Genomic DNA, 23367 nt, shown 5'->3' on the forward strand with positions numbered 1-23367 from the left:
AAGGATACGGGCTTGCCCCCAGTCATTCAATCCATGCATGGTAAAGGGAGGATTAAAACTTTGTAAAACCTTTGATTTATTCATCAACTACGAATGCGTTAGATAGAATCATGGCAGATTTCTTGGTGCTGCATCCAGACAAACCCGCTCCCGGAGAAGCCGGGCTTGGGTTGTCCGTAAATTTCGGTCACTACTTGGAGATCGGAAGTGAGCTGAGCGTCCTCGCCTTCAATTGTGAAAAGAGGGGAGCTTGCATGAGCGGGGACTGTCATCCATCCAAGCAGCAGAGAATTCGCCCTCCTTAAACAGAAAGGCATGGGAACCGTTATACCGGCATCCATGCTCCGAGGAAGAAAACGAGGCAGTTGAGCCATGATATAATTCTCTCGTCCAACGATTGTACGGCCACGATCTCGGTCAACCGCCTTAAATGCTTTGTTCACAACATGAATCGGCTCCATCCGCTTGTTATTCAAATGATCCGAATTAAACAATCAAACATTTATTTATTTTGTTTTAAAAAAAAAAGACTTTCTTCACTGGTCGAGAGAAAGTCAGGTCGTCCTTGACTAAAAAGGACTCATAATGATATTTCTTAACTGAACCAATAGAAAATCAATGATTTTGGCCAGAGAGGTCATTGTCGGGAAAATAATGTACATGGATGCGATCACCCACCCCATGCCCGTCAGGGTTGCAAAGGCGGCTTTTTCTTTCCTCTCTGCTGATTTTATTCTCGGCAATTGATAGAAGAGCATCAACAGGACGAGGACTGTTATACCGACGATATAAACCACTTTCATGCTTTCACCTCTTTGCTTGAGAAGGCTCAAGACGTCCCGCCTTTTCCTGTTCTTAAAACATGTGCCGTAATATCAAAAATCACATCAACTGTAGGATATCTATCATCCCATTCACCTTTTAGCTCCCGCCACTCGTCCGGGTATTTGCGCCTGAATTCATCTGCAAAACCGATCACGTCCGCTTTCATCTCTTTTTGCACGATTTCAAGCGTGGCCGATAGACGCCCTTCAATCTTTTGAGCCAATGCATCTTCCAGCTTTCTAATGCTTTCCACTTCCTTTAGGTCCAAGTCCGTTTGATTCTGAATGATATCGTCTACGGTCTCGATCCTTATTGTCATTGTTAATTGTTGTCCATCGATTTCCGGAATTAAATCGGCGTTTCCCTTGATTAAATTCATCGATACATACCCATCTGCTCCCTCAGGCTTCACTGTGACAATCGTCTCTTTAATCTGATTTCTATACCACATTACTCCTCTGGTCAGCTTGTCATCGATGGATCCGATCATTTTCCCTTGCCTTAAAATAGCGGAACGATTGATATACGCGATCGTTTCTCTCGGTGACTGCCCTTCTTCCGGAGGCAAGATATCAATCATAGGAAGAATGGCATCCCCGGACTCACCCTTTAACATCTCCATTAAGTCTAACAGTGTCGCTCTCATTAGCACGTCGGATTCAGCCAGTTTGATCAGTGCCTCAGATGAGCTTCTTTCCAACGGAGGGCTTAAAGCAACGATCTCTTTGGCACTTCCTTTACTAATGAACACATAGCTTCTCAAGCGCGGCTCAGGATGGCGGACAAAGAAATCCAATTCGCTAACAATTCCTGTCTCGGCAAACGCCTTGCTGATCACGATCGCCTCCGCATGGCTCCAAAGAATTTCACGGGACATCTTCTCATCAAGATCCTCGATCGCATCAGGTATTGATACACCTGATCCCGTCCGAAGAATGGTGCTGCTGCCTCCTCCCTGACTCCCGTCCTGTCCGCCGCTTTTATTGCCGCCAGGGGAATGTACTTCAACGGTGATTTCGATATTTCCCTCTTCCGTTTTATCCAGAGCCACTCCGGTAACAATCGCAAGATCATTGGTTTCCCGTCGATCCCAACAGCCCGTAAGCAGCAACAAAATTACACAAACGAAACAAAGGGTGATGACCCGTCTCATTTCTTTGACGCTCCTTTACGCTTGAAAAACGTAGTACGTATGTATGCTGCACACAAAAGAAATACGGGAATCGCTACCCCATATACTAAAGTATCCATCACCCCGCGTGAGACGACTTCAAAATGCTCCGCCGCCTCCGCTGAATTAAGAAATGCCTGCATGGCAAATACCCCAACCAAAAACCCCATTGGCAATATAAGCAATCGATAGCTGGAAAGGTTAAGCCACTGGGCAGTTCCCAGTACCACGATATAATAAAAAGCACAGAGCTTGATGAAGGTTCCCGCAATCCAAAGCGCCATAACGAGTGATTCGAGATGAGACAAAAATTCAGCAATGCTAATATACCTGGAAGCGCTCATGAGTGGAGCATTAAAATTCGCTGTCACATCCCCGAAAACCCAAATCACGATCAGATTGGTCACCACCAGCGTTAGCGTAACAACGAATACGGAGAGCATCCCAAATTTCATCCCTTTTTGACGATCGGTTAGGAAGGGGAGAAAAAAATAAACGATGCCGAATTGGGCGAACCATGTGTATAACACCCATGACCCCTTTAATGCGGGCATCCATCCATTTTCCATCACGGGGAGCATCCGCTTCATATCGACATCCGGCAGCAACAGAATAATAATCACTAGAAAAAGAAAGAAAAAAACCGGAAAAACCATTCCGGAAAGCCTGCTAATAACTTCAAGTCCCCCATGTAATGCAAATGCGCATAACAGTAGCATCATGCCGATGATGACCACTTTCGGGGTATGCGGCAGAAATTCACTAACCACGAATTCTCCGTACTGCCAGAACATCACACTTAACGAAGTCACCAGCAATATTAGCAGAACCAGCCCCAGTACTTTGCCGAGAAAGGTTCCAAGAATATGTTCGCTGTATTGCATAATGGTCGCTTCCGGATAAAGCTTGTTCAACCTGTATGCGATATATATACTTAAAACCCCCAGCGGGGAAGCCAAAATCGGCGAGATCCATAAATCCTGCTTAGCCGCTTCAAAGACGGAAGCCGGAATAAAAAGAATTCCCGTTGCCAAAATAGCCTGGTACATCAATATTCCCATTTGCAAGGCAGATATTTTTCCCTTTTCCATCATGAAACTCACCTCACCCTTGCTCTCCATCGCCTCCCCGATCGGAAGTCGGTTTCTGATTAGAACTTTGCCGATATTTATTATATTCCCCTGTAAGATGGGGACGCGTATTTAATTTCCATAAAGGGGCGCGCATGAGCGCATCTTTCATATCCCTTCCTTTCATGGGAGCGGCCGGAGAAAGATAAGGAACGCCGAAGGAACGCAGCATGCTCAGATGTGTCATGATGGCCAGGATTCCTGTCACGATCCCTACAAGCCCAAACGTCCCAGCCAGCAGCATGACCGGAAAACGCAGCAGCCTGATAGGGATTGCAAGATTGTAACGCGGAATGGTGAAGGAAGCGATACCGGTAATCGCAACGACCATAACCATATGATCTGATACTAAACCGGCGTCCACAGCTGCTTGGCCGATCACCAATGCTCCCACAATGCTAACGGCAGCCCCTACCTGTTTTGGAAGTCTAAGTCCTGCTTCCCGCAACCCTTCAAACGTGATCTCCATAAGCAGAGCCTCCACCAGCGCCGGGAAAGGAACGACTTCTCGGGAATCAACCATCGTAAGCAGCAATGTCGTAGGCACCATCTCTTGATGGTATGTAATAATGGCAACATATAGCGACGGGAACAAAAGAGAAATAAAAAGAAATAGATAGCGCAGCCAACGGGTTGCCGTAGCTATCATAAAATGATGGTAATAATCCTCTGCCGATTGAAACAAAGAAAAGAATGTTGTCGGAGCAACCAACACAAAAGGCGTACCATCTACAAGGATAACCACTCGTCCCTCAAGCAGACTGGAAACCGCCGTATCAGGCCGTTCCGTAATAAGCACTTCCGGAAAAGGGGAGTAAGAGTAGTCTTGAATCAGTTCTTCAATATAACCGGATTCCAGAATCCCGTCGACATCTATTCGTTTAAGGCGGTTAGTCACTTCTTCAACCAACGTTCCATCGGACAGATCTTCAATATAAGCGAGGGTAATCGCGGTTTGCGTGTAACGGCCCAATTTCAACGATTTCATCTTTAATTGAGGGCTTCTAATCTTTCTTCGCAGCATAGAGGTATTGACCTCCATGGCTTCCGTAAACCCTTCACGCGGCCCTCTGACAACCAGTTCACCTGTAGGCTCTTCGATGGATCGCTTCTCCCATTTAGCCAATCCCAGGGCAAACCCCTGCCCATGACCCTCCAATAACAAAATTGGATTCCCGACCGATAACTGTTCGATACAGGCATTAAAAGTCGCAATCTTTGTAACCTCCGCCACGGACAGCCTCTGCTCAATCAACGTTTGTGGATGAACCGATTTCCGTTCCGCTTTTTTCATAAGCGGTGTTAACACGTGGCTATCCATCTCTTCAACATTGGATAGACCTTTTATGTAAATTAATTGGGCCTGTATATGACCAGCAATTGAAAAAGAGCGAAAAACCACATCAGAGCAGTCTTTATACAGCAATTGCAGCACGTCCAGGTTTTGGTTCAAGTCAGGGTGAAGCGGTTGTGGGTCCTGTGCATCCGTCTGTTGTGCTTTATGCGTTTTGGACGCTTTGTTGTTGTTTTTTCTGGACTTGAACTTTCTGCGAAACAACACCTCTATTCCACTTCCTTCATGGTGTAAGGGTATGAAAAAGTTGTCTTTTTCAAGTTACACTTAGTATCCCGTTACCTTATCAAAATATACCATTACAGGAGTCGGAAAAGGATAGACGTTAATGAAATGAAGTCCCCGACATTTCATATGACAGAAACAGAAAAGGCTCTTGATCTCCTAATAGGAGAGGCAAGAGCTTTTCTTCATATGAGCTAAGAGTGAATGGCAGAGGCTCTGCTCAAGGCATTCCATTACTTTAATTCCCGAAAAAAGCGTTCGATCCTGGCTCTATCCGGCAATGCAGGGATTCCTCCTTTTTGGGTCGCGGCCAGCGCGCCTGCCGCGTTGGCGAACCGGGCGCATTCGGCGACGTCGTCAACGGTCATCCCTTTAAAGCCGCCGGGGATTTCCAGGATTTTGCCGATTGCCGCGCCGAAAAAGGCATCGCCCGCTCCAGTCGAATCGACCATGTGAACCGAGTAGGCTGGCACCGTGCCAACCGCATGCATGTAGCGGTAAAACATCCCCGTTCCCCCAGCGTCACGAAGATCAAGGGAATATCGAACGCCCGAATCAGTTGCAGGGTGCCTTCGCCAGGGTCTTCCTTGCCGGTCAGAAACACCAGCTCCTCCCGGGATACCTTCAGAATATCCGCATAAGCCAGCCCCTCGTTGATCGCCTCCTTGGCGTCCGCCAGCGAATTCCACAACGATTCCCGGAGATTGGGATCGAACGTGATCAGCAACCCGTTGCTTTTGGCGTGCTTCAAGGCTTTGAGCGTGGTGGTTTTCGCCGGTTCCGCCGTCATGGATAGCGAACCGAAATGAAACACCCGGGACTGCTCGATGAGGCCGTAGCTCAGTTCTTCTTCACCCAGAGAAAGATCCGCCCCGGGATTGCGGCAGAAGCTGAAGGAGCGCTCCCCGTTCCCGGCCAGGTGGACAAACGCGAGCGTGGTATGAACCTCCTTGAAGAACCGAAGTCCCTCCGTATTGACGCCGTAATCCTGCAACGCTTCACTCATTGGCGGAGCAAGCGCAGAAATTTCGTCTCAATCTGGGAACCTAGCGAAAGCAATCGGAACGGAGGAGCAAAAATCTATACTAGAACGTCCGGTAGAACAGCCGTGCACTTACCTTCTCCGGAATCGGCAAGCGCAACGAGACGGGCAGCATCTGCGGAAAAGCCTTGTGCGGCTCGCGCTGATACCAGTAGGCGACCGACGAATAGTCGTTCGATTGGGCGTTTCCGTGCCCGTGCTCGATGCTGAAGCGCAGCGAGTTGCGGAAAATGATGGGGTCGACGATATGAAAGCGGTATTGCGTCATTTTCCCGGAATAATCATTGAACGAGATGGTATTGCTCTCTTTCCAGGCATCGCCGTTTTCCCGGATCGGGGCGTACAGCGACAAGCCGTGGTAGGGCGCATCATATTTCCCCGCCGGATATCCCCAGGCGGCACAGAAATAATCCTCCGTCCCCGTCCCGTGCAGCCGAGGCGGCCAAGGTTCACCGTCGATGAAGAACATATCGTCCCCCTCCCCCGGCCAACTGAAGCCCGGCATCGGATTCAGGTGGTCGATGCTTAAGTTGCAGCCCACATAATGGCCTTCGCCCACCGCATCGAGCAGCACGTAATTGTCGTCGCCGGTCAGATTTTTCAGCTCATATACTTTCTGGTCGGCATAATTGGCCTTCTCCTGCTGATCATGTTCCGCTTTCAGCGCGGACAGGTCCACCAACCCCTTCGTCGGATTCTCCCTGCGCCATGAGGCGTGGAAGTAGAAGCTGTCGTCCGGCACCGCTTTTTCCACATAATCCACGTAATAGTACAACACGATTTCGTCTTCGCATTCATTGACGATTTCGATCCGGGCCCCTTGGCGGAACGGCATTTCGAAAAAACAGTTCATGGCGGCCTTGTCATCGATCACGCCCTGGGTCGTAATCATGTTGAGCGGCATGGAGACATAGTGGCTGGCTACGCCATGCCCGACGCCGAAAAAGTCGCCGACCGGTGAGTCCACGCTGGGTTCCCGTTCGTCATCCCAAAACATGCGGATCAATACTTTGCGGAACGCGTATTTGTTCCTGGCCGCGATGGTCATCCAGATATGCTGGATCACGCCCGAGCCGGCGATTTCCGCAATCCCCGCCGTTTGCCCGGCCCCAATCGCAATGAAATCCCGATTGCCTCCAGTCGTATCCCAGCTCGATTGCCGCCGGGACGTCCCTTCCTTACGCAAATATAACTGGTCCATGCTAACTCTGCTCCTCCCTCGAATTCCAAATCAAGCCTTAATCCCTGTTAACGTAATGCCTTCGATAAAATAACGCTGTCCGATAAAAAATACGATAATGGCCGGAAGCAGCACCACGGTTGCCGCCGCCATCATCAAATGCCACTCGGCCGAATACATGCCTTTGAACTGCTGCAGTCCAAGGGCCAGCGTATATTTTGTTTCGTCGTTCAAATAAACGAGCGGACCGAGGAAATCGTTCCACGCGGCCAAGAACGAAAACAAACCGACGACGATCAGCGCGGGTTTGGTGAGCGGCAGGATGATCGAGCGGAATATCTTGAAATGGCCGGCACCGTCCACATAAGCCGCTTCATCCAGATCCCGAGGGATGCTGAGATAGAATTGACGCAGCAGAAAAATGTTGAACGCGCCGCCGCCAAACCAAGCCGGCGCGATCAGCGGGATGAAGGAATTGGTTAACCCCACTTTGCTCCAGCCGATAAACGTCGGGATCAGGGTCACCGCGTACGGCAGCATCATACTAGACAGAAGAAGGCTGAACACCAGATTCCTGCCTCTCCAGTTCATCCGCGCGAAGCTGTAGGCGCTGATCGAGCTGGTTACGATGACGCCCAGCACCGAAAAGACAACGATGATCGCAGTGTTCACGAAATACCGGCCAAAAGGCAGGATGGTCAGCGCCTCACTATAATTGGAAAATTGAACGGGGTTAGGAATCCACACCGGCGGCAGCTCGAAAATTTGCCCCATATTCATCAGCGAACTGCGGACGAGCCACACCAGCGGCAGCAGGCTAAAAATCCCCCCGGCCGCAAGCACCAGGTAGATCAGGCCTTTTTCAAACCAAGCCTTGGCTCTCATCGCGCACCATCCCCCTCATAATAAACCCATTTATTCGATGTCCTGAACACGACGTACGTCAACACCATAATGATCAGGAACAGCACCCAGGCAATCGCGCTGGCGCTCCCCATCCGCGAAAACTGGAAGGCTTCCCGGTACAAATAAAACACGTAAAATAAGCTGGCGTTATTGGGTCCGCCATTCGTCATGACATAAGCTTGCGAGAACACCTGAAAGCCGTTGATGATGCCCATGATCAGGTTGAAGAAGATTGTCGGCGTCATCATCGGAATCGTAATATGCCGCAGTTTCGCGAGCCTTGATCCGCCGTCCATCTCAATTGCTTCGTACAGCGACCGGGGAATATCCTGCAGACCCGCCAGAAAAATAATCATCGTCCCGCCCGTGGTCCACAGATTCATTAAAGCCAGGGAAGGCACAACCGACTTCTCACCGAAAATCCATTGGCTTCCCGGAAGGCCCAGGGAGCGAAGCAGCTCGTTGGCAAGACCGAGATCGGGATTGAGCAGCCACAGCCAAATAAACGAGATCGCGATGATCGGTACGATCGACGGCAGATAGAAGATGGTGCGGAAGAGTGACTTCCCTTTCACATTCTGATTCAAGATAATCGCCAGCAGGAAGGAATAAACGATGCCGGTTGGCACACTAAGGATCACGAAATAGAAAGTAACGGCCAGCGACTTGTAAAAATATTGGTCCTCGCCGCTGAACAATCGTCTATAATTGTCGAGACCCGTAAAGGTCGGTGAATTCGATCCGGTATAGTCGGTAAAACTCATGTACAGGCTGTACATCATCGGGCCGAGCGTGAAGATCAGCAAGCCCAAAATTGCCGGCAGAGCAAACAACCAACCGTAAAGCTCTCTTTGTGTGCGGCGTTTCTTTCGCATACGGTTCCCGGTATGGGAAGAGATGGCTTCCATAAGCAAGTCCCCCTCCATCGAAACGCTGCCGAGGGACGGCGCCGCTTCATGGGGACGCGGCACCGCCTTCGGACATACGCTCGTTATTTCAAATAGGTGCCCTGTACCAGCGGCTTCACTTTGGTTTCCACTTCTTTCATGGCTGCTTCCGCCGTTTTCTCGCCGAGCCACACCTGATCCAAAGCCGCGGCTACCGCAGCGTCGATTTCGACGAAGTTTTTGACGTTGTTTTCCGGCGACGGCTCCGCATGTTCATAGGTGGAGCGCATCACGGCATCCTGGAAGCCGGCCGGTCTTCCGGGGAGCTTCTCATTAGCCCACTTGTTGATCAATTCCGGATCCTCGTACCATTTATTGAGCTGCGGCATCCATAAACCTTGGTGCAAATCGAGCACGTTCTGAGGATCGGTGAGGAATTTGGAGAACTCCCACGCTTCCTTCGGGTGCTGCGAGCTTTTGAAAATGATCAGGGAACCGCCGAGGAAAAACGTTTTGTAGTCCTTGATGACCGGAAGTACGCCAACGCCCCAGTCCATGTTGGTTTTGCTCAAATCAAGGTGGTTCCAGCTGCCGTCGATGATCATCGCCACTTTTTTGGACTGCAGCGCGGTCGCCGGAGCGGGAATGCTGCTGGCCTGGACCGGTGATGGCGAGACGTGGTGCACGTTAATCAAATCGGCTATTCTTTGCAGAGCTTCGGTCGCTTCCGGTTTGGACAGCCCGAATTCCTTGCCGTCCGCCGTCAGATAATCCCCACCGTTTGAGAGAACCATCGGCATATAAGACGACCAACCGAGGCTCAGTTTAACGCCGTATTGCTTGATGTTCTTCGGATCGAAGCCTGGATCGTCCGGATGCTTCCCATTCCGGTCTAGCGTCAGCTTCTTGGCAGCGTCCACAAACTCATCCCACGTCCACGCTTCTTCCGCTTTGGTAGGCGGAAGTTCCACTCCCGCTTCCTTGAACATATCCGCGTTGTACATCAGGGATGGGACAACGGAGGCCTGATACGGACCCGCGCTTTTATCCTTGTCCCAGTTCCACCAGGCATACTCCAGGTAATCCTCTTTCTTGATGCTCGGATCATCTTTCATTAAATCGAAGAAGTTGTGGATCAGCCCTTCCTCGCCCATTTTCAATTTCCAGGCGGCCGAATAGCTGATGTCCGGCGCTTCGTTGCCGGCGATCATGGCATTCAGCTTCTGCAGAAAATCCGTGCCCGGAATGTGTACCGGGTTGATGGTGATGTTCGAATTTTTCTGCTCGAAGGCTTTGATGGCCGATTCGACCGCTTTCTTTTCCTCCGGGCTGCCCCAGAACGTGAATTTTAGCGTTACTTTTTCTTCGCCGTTCGTCCCGGCGTTATCTCCTCCATTTTGGCCCGCGTTCGTTTGCGAGCCTCCGCCCCCCGTTCCGCAAGCGGTTACAAATAGCGCCATGATCGTTAGGAAAATAAACATCGCTTTTAATTTGCCGGATTGTGCTCTCATATGCTGATCCCCCCGCCTAGAAATGTAAGCGCTGCAGTCGCTTGTATTTATTGTAGAATCGCCGCTCCCGGAAGCCTATAGGACGTTTTTTCGTTTCCTGTACGATTTTTCGATCAATCCGTTTTCTTTAAGTGCAAGTTCAAAAAGTCGGGTTTCCAGGACCGAGAAGGTTGGATGAAGCTAGGGACTGAGGAGCGCAGCGTACGTATTGGGTACGTGAGCACCGGAAGGCCCGGCTGAATTCAAGATTCGACGTCGATTCCGCTCCCTGAAACTACTTCGTCATGGGAAGACGACTTTTTGAGCATCCTCTTTAAGGCTTTCGGTACGGGATAACCAGCTTTACCCGCGTCCCCAGATCCGGAACGGATTCAATGCTGATGCCGTAACGGCTGCCGTAAAGCAGCTTGACCCGCTTATCGACGTTTCTGATCCCGATGTTGGAGGAGTTTTCAGCCAGCACCTCCTCGAGGCGCTCCGGCGTGATCCCGCAGCCGTTGTCCTCCACGTAGAACTCGATATCTTCCTCCTGCCGACGCCCGTAGATCGTAATCAGTCCGCCGCTCTCCATATCTCCGAATCCGTGTATGATCGCATTTTCCACCAGTGGTTGCAGGAACAGCTTCGGTACGTTGGCTTCCATCAGCTCCGGCTCGATGTCGAAGTCAACCCGGAAACGGTATTCGTAACGGTTGGACATGATGACGATATAATCCCTCAGCCAGCCGATGTCCGCAGAAAGCGGCATCGAATCCTTGCGGTTGTCCGTTGTGTAATGCAGCATGCGCGACAAACTGACCAGCATTTTGCTGACCTGTTCCTTCTCCCCGTAAATGACCGTCCAGTTGATAATATTCAGCGTATTGTACAGAAAATGGGGGTTAAGTTGAATGTTAAGCACCATGATTTCCGTTTCGCGCTCCCTTAGCTTGACTACATAATTTTCTTCGATCAGCTGCTTCACTTTCTCGTTCATGCTGTTGAACTTCATCAACACATGCCCCAGCTCGTCTTTCCCTTCCACCTTGATTTTGGCGTTGAAGTCGCCGCCCCCTACCCGTTTGATCGCAAGCAGCAGCTTGCTTAACGGCGAGGAAATCCGCATGGAAATCAAATAGGCAAACAACAGCGATAACAGCAGTAGCGATGCGCCCAGCGTTATAATGAAAAAGGTGATCGTTTGTCCAATGTCCTTCGTTAGCGCACTGGGTGGAATCAGCACGGCTGAGGTCCATCCCGTGATCCCGGATACCGCGTAACAGGCGATCATACGTTTTCCGTCCACCGTAACGTAGGAAGCCCCGGCGCCGCGGCTTTGCAGGTCGGCCAGCCAGGGAATGGACAGCTTGCGTCCGACGAGTTCCGTTTTCGTATGAGAAATGATCGTGCCGTCGTCGCTGGCCACCACAAATACCGCGCCATCGATCGGAACGCTGCCCCTGAAAATGTCGGCATAGACATCGTCCCGAAAATTCATCACGAGAATCGGCTTCTCCGTCCCTTCCCCGGCCCGCACGATCGCATCATTACGAACGCAGGATGGATTCATCTGCCGGACGGCGGAAAATAAATAGCGGTATTCGATGTCGGCGCCGGCCAGATCCGGCAATTGGTGCATTCGACTGTATTCGTAGGTCGGCACCCAGACGATCCTCCCTTTTTGCTCGGCCGCCCGCCTGTACAACTCGGAATCGTAAAAATGATCGGGCGGATACGTATTTCGCGCCTTGCTGCCGTAAACAAAAGCCCGGGTCACAAGCTCTATCGAATACAGATCCCTGGATTGCGAAAAATAGCGGCTCAAAATTTCCGTAACCCGTTTATTTGTCGCTAGCAGTTCACTTTCGACCGGGGCGGGGCGGTTGAAAATTTGAAACAATTCGCATTCCACCATCAGGGAAAGACTGTCGTCCTCGATGATTTTCAGCCGTTCGTCGATGATCTGGTTGTTTTTTTGCACGATTTCCGTCACGTTATCCCGGGCAAGCTTGAGCATCATATTTTTGCTTGCATAATAGGATCCTGTTCCCAACGTGGCGAGGGGCAGCGTGATCAGCACGATGTAGGATACAATCAGTTTATTTTTAAGTCTCATGGCGTCACCTATAGCAGGTCTTTCTTGCGGAATTCCTCCGGTGATAAGCCGGTTTCACGCTTGAAGATCCGGGTAAAGTATCCTGCATCCTTGAAGCCCACGCTGAGGGCGATCTCCGAAATTTTCCGGGTCCCGTCCTTCAGCATTTCCTTGGCTTTGTCCATTCTGATCTGAAGCAAATACTCGGTAAACGTCATGGACGTGTGCGATTTAAAGAGACTGCTGAAATAGGCCGGACTGAAAAAGAACCGCCTCGCTACCGTTTCGAGCGAGAGATCCTCCATGTAATGTTCCGCCAGATAAGTCCGGCACAGCTCGATAATCCGCTCGTTTTTATGGTTTTTCCGGTTCTCGATCCCGTCGATGATCCGGCCCATATAATCGGCCGCTTTCGACTGGAGTTCATCCAGCGTGGAACAAGCCGGAATCCGAAATTCCATCTCGGAAACGATATTGCCCGCTTCCTCCCTCCGCAATGACGCTTCATTTGCCTTAACCAGGTTGACCAGCACATACAACATGCTGCGCTTGAACTGGGCCGGAGAAGGATAGCCGCCTTCCAAAAGGCGGCGCACCAACAATTCCAACGCCTCCAGCGCTTTGCCCCGATCCCCGCCCGCCACCGCGGCCGCGATGCCGAAATCGTCCGGCCCCCAGGGCAAAAAGGTTTTTAGCGGATTGTAAGCGATTTCACTTCTAACGACAAGTTTCCCGTTCCCGCAATAAAACGTAAAGTCCAGCGCATTCAAAGCTTGCTTGAAGGAACGGGGAGCTTCGCGTTGCAGATCGTTAACCCCTTCCCCTACGCCAATGGATATGGTAAGCCCGAATTCCATCCGAAGCTGCTCGATAAATTGAGTTAACCGTTCAATTTCCTTTTTCATCAGCCATTCTAAGGAATGGATGGGAGTGATAACGGAAACGAGCATATGCTCGTCCCCTTCCAAGTAAAATGAAATGGTCGGGCCGATCGGCTCGGTGACCTGGTGCATCCAGCTTTTGAAGCTGGTTTTGACTTCGGCGAACTCCTCGGCAAAATACATCTGTTCGACCTCGGATTTGGAAAACCTGGAGATCCATACAAATCCAACTTGTCCCTGCGGGACCAATCGTTCAATTTCCAGCAGCTCGTCTTCATTCGCCATCGACCGCAACCAGCGGCTTAGCAGATGCTGTTCGTAGACGGGGATGACCGAGCTCAGCTGCTCCTTCAGGCTCACTCTATCCTGAAGAAGCATCCTCTCTTGCTCGATGGCGGCGTCCAGCTTGTCCAGCATTTCCGCCATATCTTTGAGCTCCAGCGGTTTGAGCAGGTAATCGAACGCGCCGAGCTTAAGGGCTTGTCTGGCATAGTCGAAATGTCCGTACACGCTCAAAATGACAATTTTCATTGACTCGCTTCTTGTTTTTAAATGCTCGATCATCGTCAGACCGTCCATATTAGGCATGCGAATATCCGTAAATATCATATCAATCCGGTTATCCAGAGCGATGCGCAAGGCCTCCTCCCCATCCTTGGCCATAAAGATACGGTAGTCCGGCCGAAGCGTCTTGATCATGTCGGCAATGCCGCGGCGATGCCGCGGCTCGTCATCAGCTACAAGCACATTGAACATCATTTTCCTCCCCTTCCATGGACCCTGCCATGCCTTGAACTCATATCGCCAAGCTGGCAGCCTCGATTCCCAGCGCCAGCGCGCCGGACAATCCGGCGTTGTCGCCAAGGCCCGGTGGTACAATATAATTGTCCATATCATCAAGAATCGCCGGGGATGCAACGTATCCGTTCAAGTTCTGTAGGACTTGCTTGCGGATCAGCGGGAACAACTGCTTCTGATGCATGACCCCACCGCCAAGAATCACTTTTTTCGGCGATAACAGCACAATCACCCCCGAAAGGGCCTGCGCCAGATAGTAAGCTTCCATATCCCATGCTTCATGATCGTCTGGCAATTCGTTTCCTTTCACTCCCCAGCGTTTTTCGATCGCGGGTCCGCTGGACATGCCCTCCAGGCAGTCGCCATGAAATAGACACGTCCCTTTAAAATCGTCCTTCGGATGCCGCCGGGTCAATACATGTCCACCTTCTGGATGGACCAGACCATGAACCAGATTGCCTTCCGCGTATACACCTACACCAACACCTGTCCCAATCGTATAGTAAACACAGCTATCCAATCCATTGGCAGCTCCCCACTTTACCTCACCGAACACCGCAGCATTCACGTCGGTATCGAAACCGATCGGAACAGGGAAATTTTGTTTCAAATAACCTACAAAGTCAAACCCCGTCCATCCCGGCTTGGGCGTCGTGGTAACTTGCCCATATGTGACGCTGGAACGATCCAGATCAAGCGGTCCGAAGGAGCCGACTCCAATTGCCTCAATGTCTTTGTCTCTAAAGTAAGCCACAGCCTGCTCAAGTGTCGGTTCGGGTAAATCCGTTGGAAAATTGATCCGGTCCAGAACTTCACCTTTCTCATTGCCAATCCCGCATATGATTTTTGTGCCTCCTGCTTCAATCGCACCAACCCTCATGTTTGTTCCTCCTGAATTGTAAATGTTATCGAATATCATTCTACAACTTTGGCAAACGTTTTACTATTCTATTTTTAATAATTGGTAATATTTTTATATGATCATAATTAAACAAAGGTTTTGTAAACGTTGACAACAATAAAATCCGTGTTAATATATGTTTGTAAAACGTTTTACTAAATGGAGATGACAAAATGAAAAAAGTATTTTACAAACCGCAAGACGGATGGGTCGGCGACGTGATCCCATTCTATGACAATGGAGAGTACAAGCTCTACTATCTCCATGATCAACGAGTTGGTGGAGATTACGGGAATCATACGAGCTGGAATCTGATCACCACCAAGAACGGCTTGGATTTTGAAGATCATGGCGTATCTTTGCCAAACGGTAGCGAAACCGAGCCGGATCGTAACGCATATACCGGTTCAGTGATCAAGGATCGAAACGGTAACTATCATCTTTTCTACACCGGTCATAATCCCAACCCTGAATTTTGCGTTGATGGAAAGCCTTTACAAGTCGTATTGAAGGCTACCGGTACCGATGGAATCCATTGGACGAAAGATGAAGATTTCAAGCTTTATGGCGATGGAATCATCTATGAGCAATTCGATTGGCGTGATCCGTTTGTGTTTTTCAACGAAGAACGGCAAGAGTACTGGATGCTTGTCACCTCAAGACAAATGAATACCTCTGAAAGAAGAGGCGGCTGCGTAGCCCTTCTTACATCCGATGATCTTGAAAACTGGCGTTATCGGGAGCCATTTTACAGTCCGGACAAATACATCACCATGGAATGCCCGGATTATTTCAAAATGGGAGACTGGCACTACTTGGTCTACTCGACGTTTAGCGAAAAGTTTGTGACACATTACAAAAAAAGCAAAACTATCGAGGGCGTATACTCTTCACCGATTCTTGACACCTTTGACGGCAGAGGCTTTTACGCCGCGAAGACGGCCACGGATGGCCAGCAAAGATATGCTTTCGGATGGGTTCCTTCCAAGCAGGGAGCAAGTGATTTTGGGGATTGGGAATGGGCTGGAACACTTGTCGTGCATGAGATTTATCAAAATAATGACGGCGATCTACTTGTTCGGATGCCTCAATCGGTTTATGAGCATTTTAATACGGAAGCAGACGTCATTCCAGAATCAGAGAAAAATTGCCGCCACAACGATGAAAGCGGATTCGAACTGGAGTCTCCCGATGGATTGGCTTACCGTGTATTTAATGAAGTGCCTTCCCAGGTTCTAGTCGAAGCAGCGTTTACCGACTGGAAAGACATAAAAGACTTCGGAATTGCGCTGCGAACCGACAAAGATCTTGATAAGGGTTATTTCATTAAATTCGATCCATTTCACAACCGTATCGCTTTTGACATGTGGCCAAGAACCGAACCCGGATTCTTTCAATGGCAAATCGCTGGTGACAAACCTCAGATGATCGAACTGGAAAGACCGTTCTCTTTCTCTGAACAGAACATGATCACGGTAAAAGTGATTTTGGAAGATGATATCTTATGTCTGTATGTAAACGACAAGATCGCGATGACCACGCGTGTCTATAACTTCAAAACTGGCCACCTCGGTTTTTTTGCTAACGAGGGCTCCGTTAAAGTTAGTAAGGTCAAGCTCAAGACAGCATCACTGCGTTAACCTGTTTCTTTCAATTAAAGTTTCCTTAAAAGAGACTTTAATTGAAAAAATAAAAAATGAAGGGGTATTCACATGACGACAAAAAAGAGAAAAATAACAACGGTTCTCTCGCTTATCGCAATCTTTTCATTAGTTGCAACCGCTCTCGCAGGTTGCGGCGGCTCGGAAAACAATAGTGCTGGAACTAACGGGGATAAAACGATTACATGGTTAACAGCCCGCCCGGAAAACGGAGCAATCATACAAACGGTTCGAGAACTGGCGGATCGCTATTCGGAGGATCATCCCGAATTCAAACTGGATATACAAGTGACCGCTGACAGACCTTCCTACCTAACCAAATTAAGAACGCTAGTTGCTTCTGGAGAACTTCCTGATTTTATCGATACGGACGCCGATCCGTACGCCCAGGAACTGGCGGATGCCGGAATGCTCGTTGACATGAAGCAATTCCTGGAAGAGCAAGGTTTGTATGATCAGTTCTACGAACCAGCACTGAAATACCAGGAGCTGCCCGATGGTAGCCTGTACCTTCTCCCTTTGGAGTACCATCTGGAAATGACTTGGTACAACAAGAAAATATTTGAGGAAAATAATCTAACGGTTCCGAAAACGATCGATGACATGCTTACCATCAGCAAGGCGCTGAAGGACAAGGGCATTACTCCGATTGCGGTAGATGGTGTTGACGTCTGGCCTGTACTGCGTTACGCAGCTATGATCCCTTTCCGTACCACAGGAAATGAATTTGCACGAAATCTGAGTCAAGGTAAAGCCAAAATGGCCGACGACGTCGGCATGCAAACCGCGAATTTCGTATCCGATATCGGGCAATACTTCCAGAAAGGATTCGCCTCGACAGATTATACGACAGCCAAGAATATGTTCCTTAACGGCGAAGCCGCCATGTATTGTATGGGTACTTGGGAAATACCAGCCTTCGTAGACGAAAATTTACCGGAGCAACTCAAGGGCCAAGTGGATTATTTCTATCTACCGACCATCAACAATGCCAAAACACTGAATAACGAATTTTTCGGAAACAGCGGGATCGGACTGGCCGCCACGACCAACAATTTCGACGAAACAACCAAGGACTTCCTTAGTTACGTCTTAAACAACTATAGCGATGTCTACGTAGCCAAGCAGCAGATGTCTCCGCTTAAATTCACGATTGAAGATGAGTCCAAGTACTCCGAACTATTCCTACGAATCAAAAAGGATATGGATAATTACGGTTCAGAGTTCGCCAAACCATGGGATACCTTGTTGGATGCCGATACCAACTCTGTCATGAGTGATTTGATCATCAAGCTGGCAATGGGGACAATTTCGCCGGAAGACTTTGCCAAACAGATTGACGACGCCATTGCCCAAAACGCTAGCAACTAATCGTTGCTCGAAACATACTGTCATCCACCCGGGCCAATATTGTCTCGGGTGGATACCTCTCAATAAAAACAAATGGGGAGATTCACATGAATGTGCTCAAGGACAAGAAGGCATGGTTAATTTTCATCACGCCTGCTTTGCTGTTTTATTTAGTAACTGTATTTGTTCCGATCATTCAATCACTGAATTATGGTTTTCAGGATTGGAACGGAATCAAGGACGCGAGTTATATCGGATTAGGCAACTATATTAAAATGTTCCAAGATCCCTATTTCTGGAATGCCGTTAAAAATAACTTGGTGTATGTTGTGATCGTCGTACTCATGCAGGTATTTATCGGGCTGTTTTTTGCTCTATTACTCTCGTACGTCAAAAAAGGAGCCAGCCTATTTAGAACTTTGTATTACTTGCCGGCAGTTGTGGTCACGGTTGCCATCGCTCAGATGTTTCGTAACTTTTATTCACTACAGCCACTAGGCCTACTCAACATGTTTCTAGAATGGATCGGATTAGGACATTTGCAAAGCGCGTGGTTATCGGATCCGCACACCGCATTGATCGCAGTCTCCATTCCCGAAGGATGGCGTTTTACCGGGATGTACATGGTCATTTTCTACGCGGCCCTGATCGCGATCCCTAAAGAAGTAGAGGAAGCCGCAAAAATCGACGGCGTAAACGGATGGCAGTTGATCCGGCATATCAAATTACCGAGTATCAAGCACGTGCTCAGTTTGGCCCTCATCATGTGCACCACCGGGGCGCTAAGAGGTTTCGATATCCCTTATATCATCGGCGTGCAAGGGTCTACAACTGAGTTGGTTACGACTTATATGTACAAAAAAGCGTTCACTAGTATTCAATATGGCTACGGAAGTGCGATCGCCGTATTTATCGTCATCGAAAGTCTACTGGCTGTACTCATTATTCGAGCTATATTCAATTCCAGGAAAGGAGAAGCATAACATGCTATCCAGAAAAAAAGCTTTATCCTTCCTATTGTACTTTATCGTTATCGCAATCCTTGTCGTCCAAATCTACCCGGTTGTCTGGCTGATGTTGTCCAGCTTCAAATCGAGCATCGAATTAACGACAAAACCGTTTTCGTTTCCGACATTATGGTCATTCGACAACTATGCCGCTGTATTCCGAGATAGCAGCCTGCTGCTCTATATCAAAAACACGGCCATCGTTACGTTCAGTTGCCTGCTGCTCATCGTCTTCTTAAGTGCTACTGCTGGCTTTGCTCTCGTCAAAATGCAGTCAAGGCTGAATTCAAAGCTGCTGCTCTTCTTTACGATCGGAATTATGATTCCGATTCAAGTTACCCTAATCCCGCTTTTTATTATGTACAAAGAATCTGGGCTGCTGAACTCATATCTGGCACTGATCCTTCCCCAAGTCGGATTTGCCTTGCCTCTATCGATTTTGATCTTCACCAGCTTTTACCGATATGTCCCCAATGAATTGATTGAAGCTGCCGTCATCGATGGATGTAACATTTATCAGGTCTTCTATAAAGTCATATCTCCACTGACCATCAACACTACAATCACGGTCGCTTCCATCAATTTCATTTTCATTTGGAACGATTTCATATTTTCAAACACTTTTACGAACGACAAACAATATAAAACCATTGCCGTCGGTCTTCAAGAGTTCATCGGTGCATTCGGAGCAACGGATTGGGGACAGACGTTTGCGGCCATCTGCATCAGTATCATCCCGATCATCGTCACCTACTTGTTATTGAATAAATACGTGATGGCTGGCGTTTCCGACGGTGCGGTTAAAGGATAAAGGATAAGGAGAGATAAACCATGCAATCGATGAATCAACTTTTTGGTAGAATGAAAGGAAAAAGCAGAGCAATTACAGCGGAAAATCCGCATGGCTTAAAAGGTGAAGGAGGAAAAGCAGCCGGCCCGCTTGGGGTTGCTCGAAAAGGCAACGCTTTTATCTCGTTAGCCCAAGGCGAAACCGCCACACTCGTCGACATCGAAGGCACTGGTATCATTCAGCACATCTGGATGACCGTGACGGACCAAACCGAGACTGGTTGGTTTGTATTGCGTGACTTGGTATTGCGGATGTATTGGGATAATGAAGAAAGCCCCTCTGTGGAAGTCCCGCTGGGCGATTTCTTTTGCAACGGCTTCGGCGCCAGAGCTATCGTCAATTCTTTGCCGATTGTCGTGAATCCGGTTGGTGGCATGAACAGTTACTTTGCGATGCCTTTCAAAAAAGCCGCCAGAGTAACTATAACGAATGAACATCCCCAAGAGATTGAGGCGTTTTTCTACCAGTTTGATTATATGCTTGTCGACGAACTTCCTGAGGATACGGAATATTTCCATGCCCAATTCCGGAGAGAAAATCCAACCCAGCTCGGGCAGGATTATACAATTATTGATGGAATTAAAGGAAGAGGAAAGTATATCGGCACCTACATGGCCTGGACTTCCTTATCGCGTTACTGGTATGGTGAAGGGGAAGTGAAATTTTATCTCGACGGCGACCAACAATGGCCTACCATCTGCGGGACTGGTGCGGAGGATTACTTTGGTGGTGCATGGGGTTTCGTGAAATACGATAACGGTAACCCGGTGCATGAACAAACCTACTCCACTCCCTTTATGGGTTTCCCGCACTTCCAGGTAACGGACAATACTAGATCCCATGTATACGATGGAGCTGCCTGCCCGATGCGCGGCTTCTATCGTTGGCATTTTCTTGACCCCATTTTGTTTGAAGAGGATTTACGTGTCACTGTCCAACAGATCGGACATGACGGAAAGGCCTTATTTGAAAGAAGTGACGACGTGAGTTCCGTTTGCTATTGGTATCAAACCGAACCGCATCAAACGTTTCCTGCACTACCAGGTGTTCTAGAAAGACGTCCGCGCTAACCGACGATAAATTCGCAATAATATAAGTAGAGGTATAGAAATGGCTAACAAAAGGGTTACTTTAGTTCAAGTCGCAAAAGATGCAGGAGTTTCTCCCGCAACGGTTTCCCATTTCCTGAACGGAAATTTTCAGAAAATGGGCTCGGAGACAAAAGAAAAAATCAATCTTTCGATAACCAAGCTAGGTTACCAAGTGAACCCTGTTGCCAAAAGTCTCATCACGGGCAGAATGCACACAATTGGACTCGTTTTATCAGACAGTACGGACGACGGTTATTTTGAAGACTTATACTTCCTGCATTTTGCACAAGTCATCAAACAACAATTAAAAGCATTGGGATATAAGATTATCTTGCTGGATTTTGAAGAAATCTTCATGAATATCCAAATGGTCGATGGAATTATCGTCAAAGCGACCATGGATACGGAAAAATTTATGCCTAGGTTAATGAACCTTAACGTACCGGTTATTACAATAGGACGCCACAATTTATCTTACGGTGCTCACATGCTACGCGTCGACGACTATCTAAGCGGTCAGACCGGTGTGAATCACTTATTATCCCGCGGCTATCAAAATTTGGTCATATTGACTTATCCGCACGGTCACGTTCCCGGATTCGATGATCGGCTGAACGGAGCCAGCGAGGCTTTGCAGCAGAACGGCAAACTAACGACGGTTATCACAGGAGATATGACGGAAACATTCGGATACGATACTGTAGTGAACCTGGCCCAAAACAACCAGCTGCCTCAAGCGTTGTTTTGCTTGAATGACATATCCGCCATCGGGGCCTTAAGGGCATGCAACGATTTGAACATTTCCATTCCAGATAAGCTCGCCTTGTTAGGCGTCGACGACATGCCAACCGTCTCCGAACTGCTAGGCTTATCGACTATACGGCATCCTATCAACAAATTGGCCGAAGCCACTGCCAAACTGATGATCAAATCGATCGAGTCTGACGGTCAGCGCATCGAACCTGTCGAAGAAGTATTTCCGACAGAACTGATGGTCCGGCGAACCAGCTAGTTGTTTTCTAGGAATGCAATCCGACAATTTAATTCAAAAAGTCGAGCAGGGAACGATGAGGTCATCTGCTCGACTTTTTCTATATTATCCTCTGGTCTCGATTTTAACATCGTTGAATTGAGCACTGCCCTGACTGACAAACAAGCCAAGCTTGCCCCGAGGGATATCGTACATTCTGGCACTCATCGCTATGTTCTCATCCACGTAAATTTCGCAAATTGATCCGTCCACCAAGATTTTGATTTCGTAAGGACGGTCGGGAATAAGTTCAATCGGACGTTCCAGTTCTACCTCATAAGGGAATGTTTTTCCCCCTTCTTCCGACTGCATAATCGCCCCTCGGAAAGTAAGGCGATCCCGCTGCGGTTCCAGGGTAACGTAATAGGCTTCATCCAACTTATCTTCCGTGCGCAGCATCACCCCTACACCTTGCGTTTGCCCGGTGAATGAGACACTGACGGAAATCTTGCATTGATTAGGCAATTCCTCCCGAGTAGTGCATCCGGCAAAGCCGTACGGGGACTCGCAGGAGAGATTGCGATCCGCAGCGAGCCAAGCTCCCTCAACACGATTAAAACGCACGGGCATCGGTTCATTAAATGCAGTATCAACCGTATCCGGCACTTTGACGCCGAGGGTGCCATCCGGACGCTGAACGATCTCATGCACGATCAGATTCCCACCCCAATCCCAAGTGTCGTAATCCTTGCCATGGGACTTCGGTGGATTCCACCCGAATAAATCGTCGTTTTTTGTCGGATTCCAACCAAACAGGTAGCGTTTCTGTCCGTCAGCCACGGATTTGGCCGCATAGAAGGCCCTCCCGTCAAAAGTATCCTCCATCGGGGTAATCCAAGGGCCATTCAGGCTACGGCTCATTCGGTAAAATGTTGCAAATCTTCCCGTATAAGAGGAGTAGATCAAATACCACCAATCCCCGATCCGGAACAAATCGGGGCATTCGTGAGCCCCCACGTGCAGATTTGGCGCGTACAGGGGTTCGCGGTACTCCCAGGCTTTCAGATCCTTGGATGACAGCAGCGCGGTGCACCCTTTCCGATTGGTCGGCCCTTTCGCCATCGCCGAAAGCAGCATCCAATATTGGCCTTCCTCTTCATTCCAGAACACGAAGGGATCGCGCCAATCGGAAAGCTCATAGATGCGGTCGTCAGCTGCAAAGGTATCCTCGGGAATGGGCTCCCAGGTCTTCAAGTCTCTGCTGATCGCATGACAGACCAGCTGCTTGCCCGGTGGAAATATGCAATAGAACATATGATAGATGCCGTCTACTTTCAGAATGTGACCGGTGCCGCCTTCGATCTTGCAGGCCCCTTCTTCACGATAATTCACGAAATCCTTCGTTCCTACAAGATACCAGCCGTGATCTAGGCCCTCCCGGTAATTTTCCCGCCAGCCGTGCAGATAGAACAACTTAAACTCCCCATCTTCATAATAGGGAATAACGTCCCCTACCCAGGCATTCTCCGGTCGATAGAAAAATTCCTTCATCT

At 48.9% G+C, this 23367-nt stretch carries 18 protein-coding genes and 2 pseudogenes; 6 read left to right on the forward strand and 14 right to left on the reverse strand.

Annotation, left to right across the window (positions count from 1 at the left end; all coding sequences use genetic code 11):
- Window positions 1-125: 125 nt before the first annotated feature.
- The 13 genes and pseudogenes from ACETK5_RS14765 to ACETK5_RS14825 form a co-directional block, all read right to left on the reverse strand.
- Window positions 126-317, reverse strand: a pseudogene (locus tag ACETK5_RS14765) (hypothetical protein); the annotation flags it as partial.
- 252 nt (window positions 318-569) lie between these two features.
- Entirely contained in the window at window positions 570-803 is a 234-nt protein-coding gene (locus ACETK5_RS14770) for a hypothetical protein (protein ID WP_394056461.1), read from the reverse strand.
- A 26-nt stretch (window positions 804-829) separates the two neighbouring features.
- Complete coding sequence (locus ACETK5_RS14775) at window positions 830-1978, reverse strand: Ger(x)C family spore germination protein (protein ID WP_394056463.1); 1149 nt, start codon at window positions 1976-1978, stop codon at window positions 830-832.
- Window positions 1975-3117: a GerAB/ArcD/ProY family transporter gene (locus ACETK5_RS14780; RefSeq protein WP_394056464.1), complete on the reverse strand. Its 1143-nt coding sequence runs from the start codon at window positions 3115-3117 to the stop codon at window positions 1975-1977. The genes ACETK5_RS14775 and ACETK5_RS14780 overlap by 4 nt, the downstream gene beginning before the upstream one ends.
- Window positions 3101-4687 (reverse strand): spore germination protein, encoded by a 1587-nt coding sequence (locus ACETK5_RS14785; protein WP_394056466.1) that lies wholly within the window; start codon window positions 4685-4687, stop codon window positions 3101-3103. Before ACETK5_RS14785 ends, ACETK5_RS14780 begins: the two co-directional genes overlap by 17 nt.
- Window positions 4688-4938: 251 nt before the next feature.
- Window positions 4939-5711, reverse strand: a pseudogene (locus tag ACETK5_RS14790) (carbohydrate kinase family protein).
- A 79-nt stretch (window positions 5712-5790) separates the two neighbouring features.
- Window positions 5791-6948 carry a glycoside hydrolase family 172 protein gene (locus ACETK5_RS14795; protein WP_394056468.1) on the reverse strand — a complete coding sequence of 386 codons (1158 nt, stop codon included), beginning with the start codon at window positions 6946-6948 and terminating at the stop codon, window positions 5791-5793.
- Between the two features lie 30 nt (window positions 6949-6978).
- Entirely contained in the window at window positions 6979-7812 is an 834-nt protein-coding gene (locus tag ACETK5_RS14800; protein ID WP_394056470.1) for a carbohydrate ABC transporter permease, read from the reverse strand.
- On the reverse strand, window positions 7809-8741 hold the full coding sequence (locus tag ACETK5_RS14805; protein ID WP_394057441.1) for a carbohydrate ABC transporter permease: 933 nt from the start codon (window positions 8739-8741) through the stop codon (window positions 7809-7811). Before ACETK5_RS14805 ends, ACETK5_RS14800 begins: the two co-directional genes overlap by 4 nt.
- Window positions 8742-8824: 83 nt before the next feature.
- Window positions 8825-10231 carry an ABC transporter substrate-binding protein gene (locus tag ACETK5_RS14810; RefSeq protein ID WP_394056472.1) on the reverse strand — a complete coding sequence of 469 codons (1407 nt, stop codon included), beginning with the start codon at window positions 10229-10231 and terminating at the stop codon, window positions 8825-8827.
- Between the two features lie 313 nt (window positions 10232-10544).
- A complete protein-coding gene (locus tag ACETK5_RS14815) occupies window positions 10545-12326 on the reverse strand; it encodes a cache domain-containing sensor histidine kinase (RefSeq protein ID WP_394056474.1) in 1782 nt (593 codons plus the stop codon).
- 8 nt (window positions 12327-12334) lie between these two features.
- Window positions 12335-14083, reverse strand: coding sequence for a response regulator (locus tag ACETK5_RS14820; protein WP_394056476.1), 1749 nt, complete (start codon window positions 14081-14083; stop codon window positions 12335-12337).
- Window positions 13983-14864 carry an ROK family protein gene (locus tag ACETK5_RS14825; protein WP_394056478.1) on the reverse strand — a complete coding sequence of 294 codons (882 nt, stop codon included), beginning with the start codon at window positions 14862-14864 and terminating at the stop codon, window positions 13983-13985. Before ACETK5_RS14825 ends, ACETK5_RS14820 begins: the two co-directional genes overlap by 101 nt.
- Window positions 14865-15058: 194 nt before the next feature.
- On the opposite strand from ACETK5_RS14825, the gene ACETK5_RS14830 reads away from it, so the two are divergent.
- The 6 genes from ACETK5_RS14830 (at window position 15059) to ACETK5_RS14855 (ending at window position 21856) form a co-directional block, all read left to right on the forward strand.
- Window positions 15059-16525: a GH32 C-terminal domain-containing protein gene (locus ACETK5_RS14830; RefSeq protein WP_394056480.1), complete on the forward strand. Its 1467-nt coding sequence runs from the start codon at window positions 15059-15061 to the stop codon at window positions 16523-16525.
- Window positions 16526-16597: 72 nt separating this feature from the next.
- A complete protein-coding gene (locus ACETK5_RS14835; RefSeq protein ID WP_394056482.1) occupies window positions 16598-17917 on the forward strand; it encodes an ABC transporter substrate-binding protein in 1320 nt (439 codons plus the stop codon).
- An 86-nt stretch (window positions 17918-18003) separates the two neighbouring features.
- Entirely contained in the window at window positions 18004-18879 is an 876-nt protein-coding gene (locus ACETK5_RS14840; RefSeq protein WP_100536659.1) for a carbohydrate ABC transporter permease, read from the forward strand.
- Window position 18880: 1 nt separating this feature from the next.
- A complete protein-coding gene (locus ACETK5_RS14845) occupies window positions 18881-19714 on the forward strand; it encodes a carbohydrate ABC transporter permease (RefSeq protein ID WP_394056483.1) in 834 nt (277 codons plus the stop codon).
- 20 nt (window positions 19715-19734) lie between these two features.
- Complete coding sequence (locus ACETK5_RS14850; protein WP_100536657.1) at window positions 19735-20823, forward strand: glycoside hydrolase family 172 protein; 1089 nt, start codon at window positions 19735-19737, stop codon at window positions 20821-20823.
- Between the two features lie 40 nt (window positions 20824-20863).
- Window positions 20864-21856, forward strand: a complete 993-nt coding sequence (locus ACETK5_RS14855; RefSeq protein ID WP_100536656.1) for a LacI family DNA-binding transcriptional regulator — start codon at window positions 20864-20866, stop codon at window positions 21854-21856.
- 84 nt (window positions 21857-21940) lie between these two features.
- On the opposite strand, the gene ACETK5_RS14860 is transcribed toward ACETK5_RS14855, so the two are convergent.
- Window positions 21941-23365, reverse strand: coding sequence for a glycoside hydrolase family 32 protein (locus tag ACETK5_RS14860; protein ID WP_100536655.1), 1425 nt, complete (start codon window positions 23363-23365; stop codon window positions 21941-21943).
- Between the last annotated feature and the right edge of the window lie 2 nt (window positions 23366-23367).

The organism is Paenibacillus ilasis (assembly GCF_043195395.1).
GTDB lineage: Bacteria > Bacillota > Bacilli > Paenibacillales > Paenibacillaceae > Paenibacillus_AQ > Paenibacillus_AQ lautus.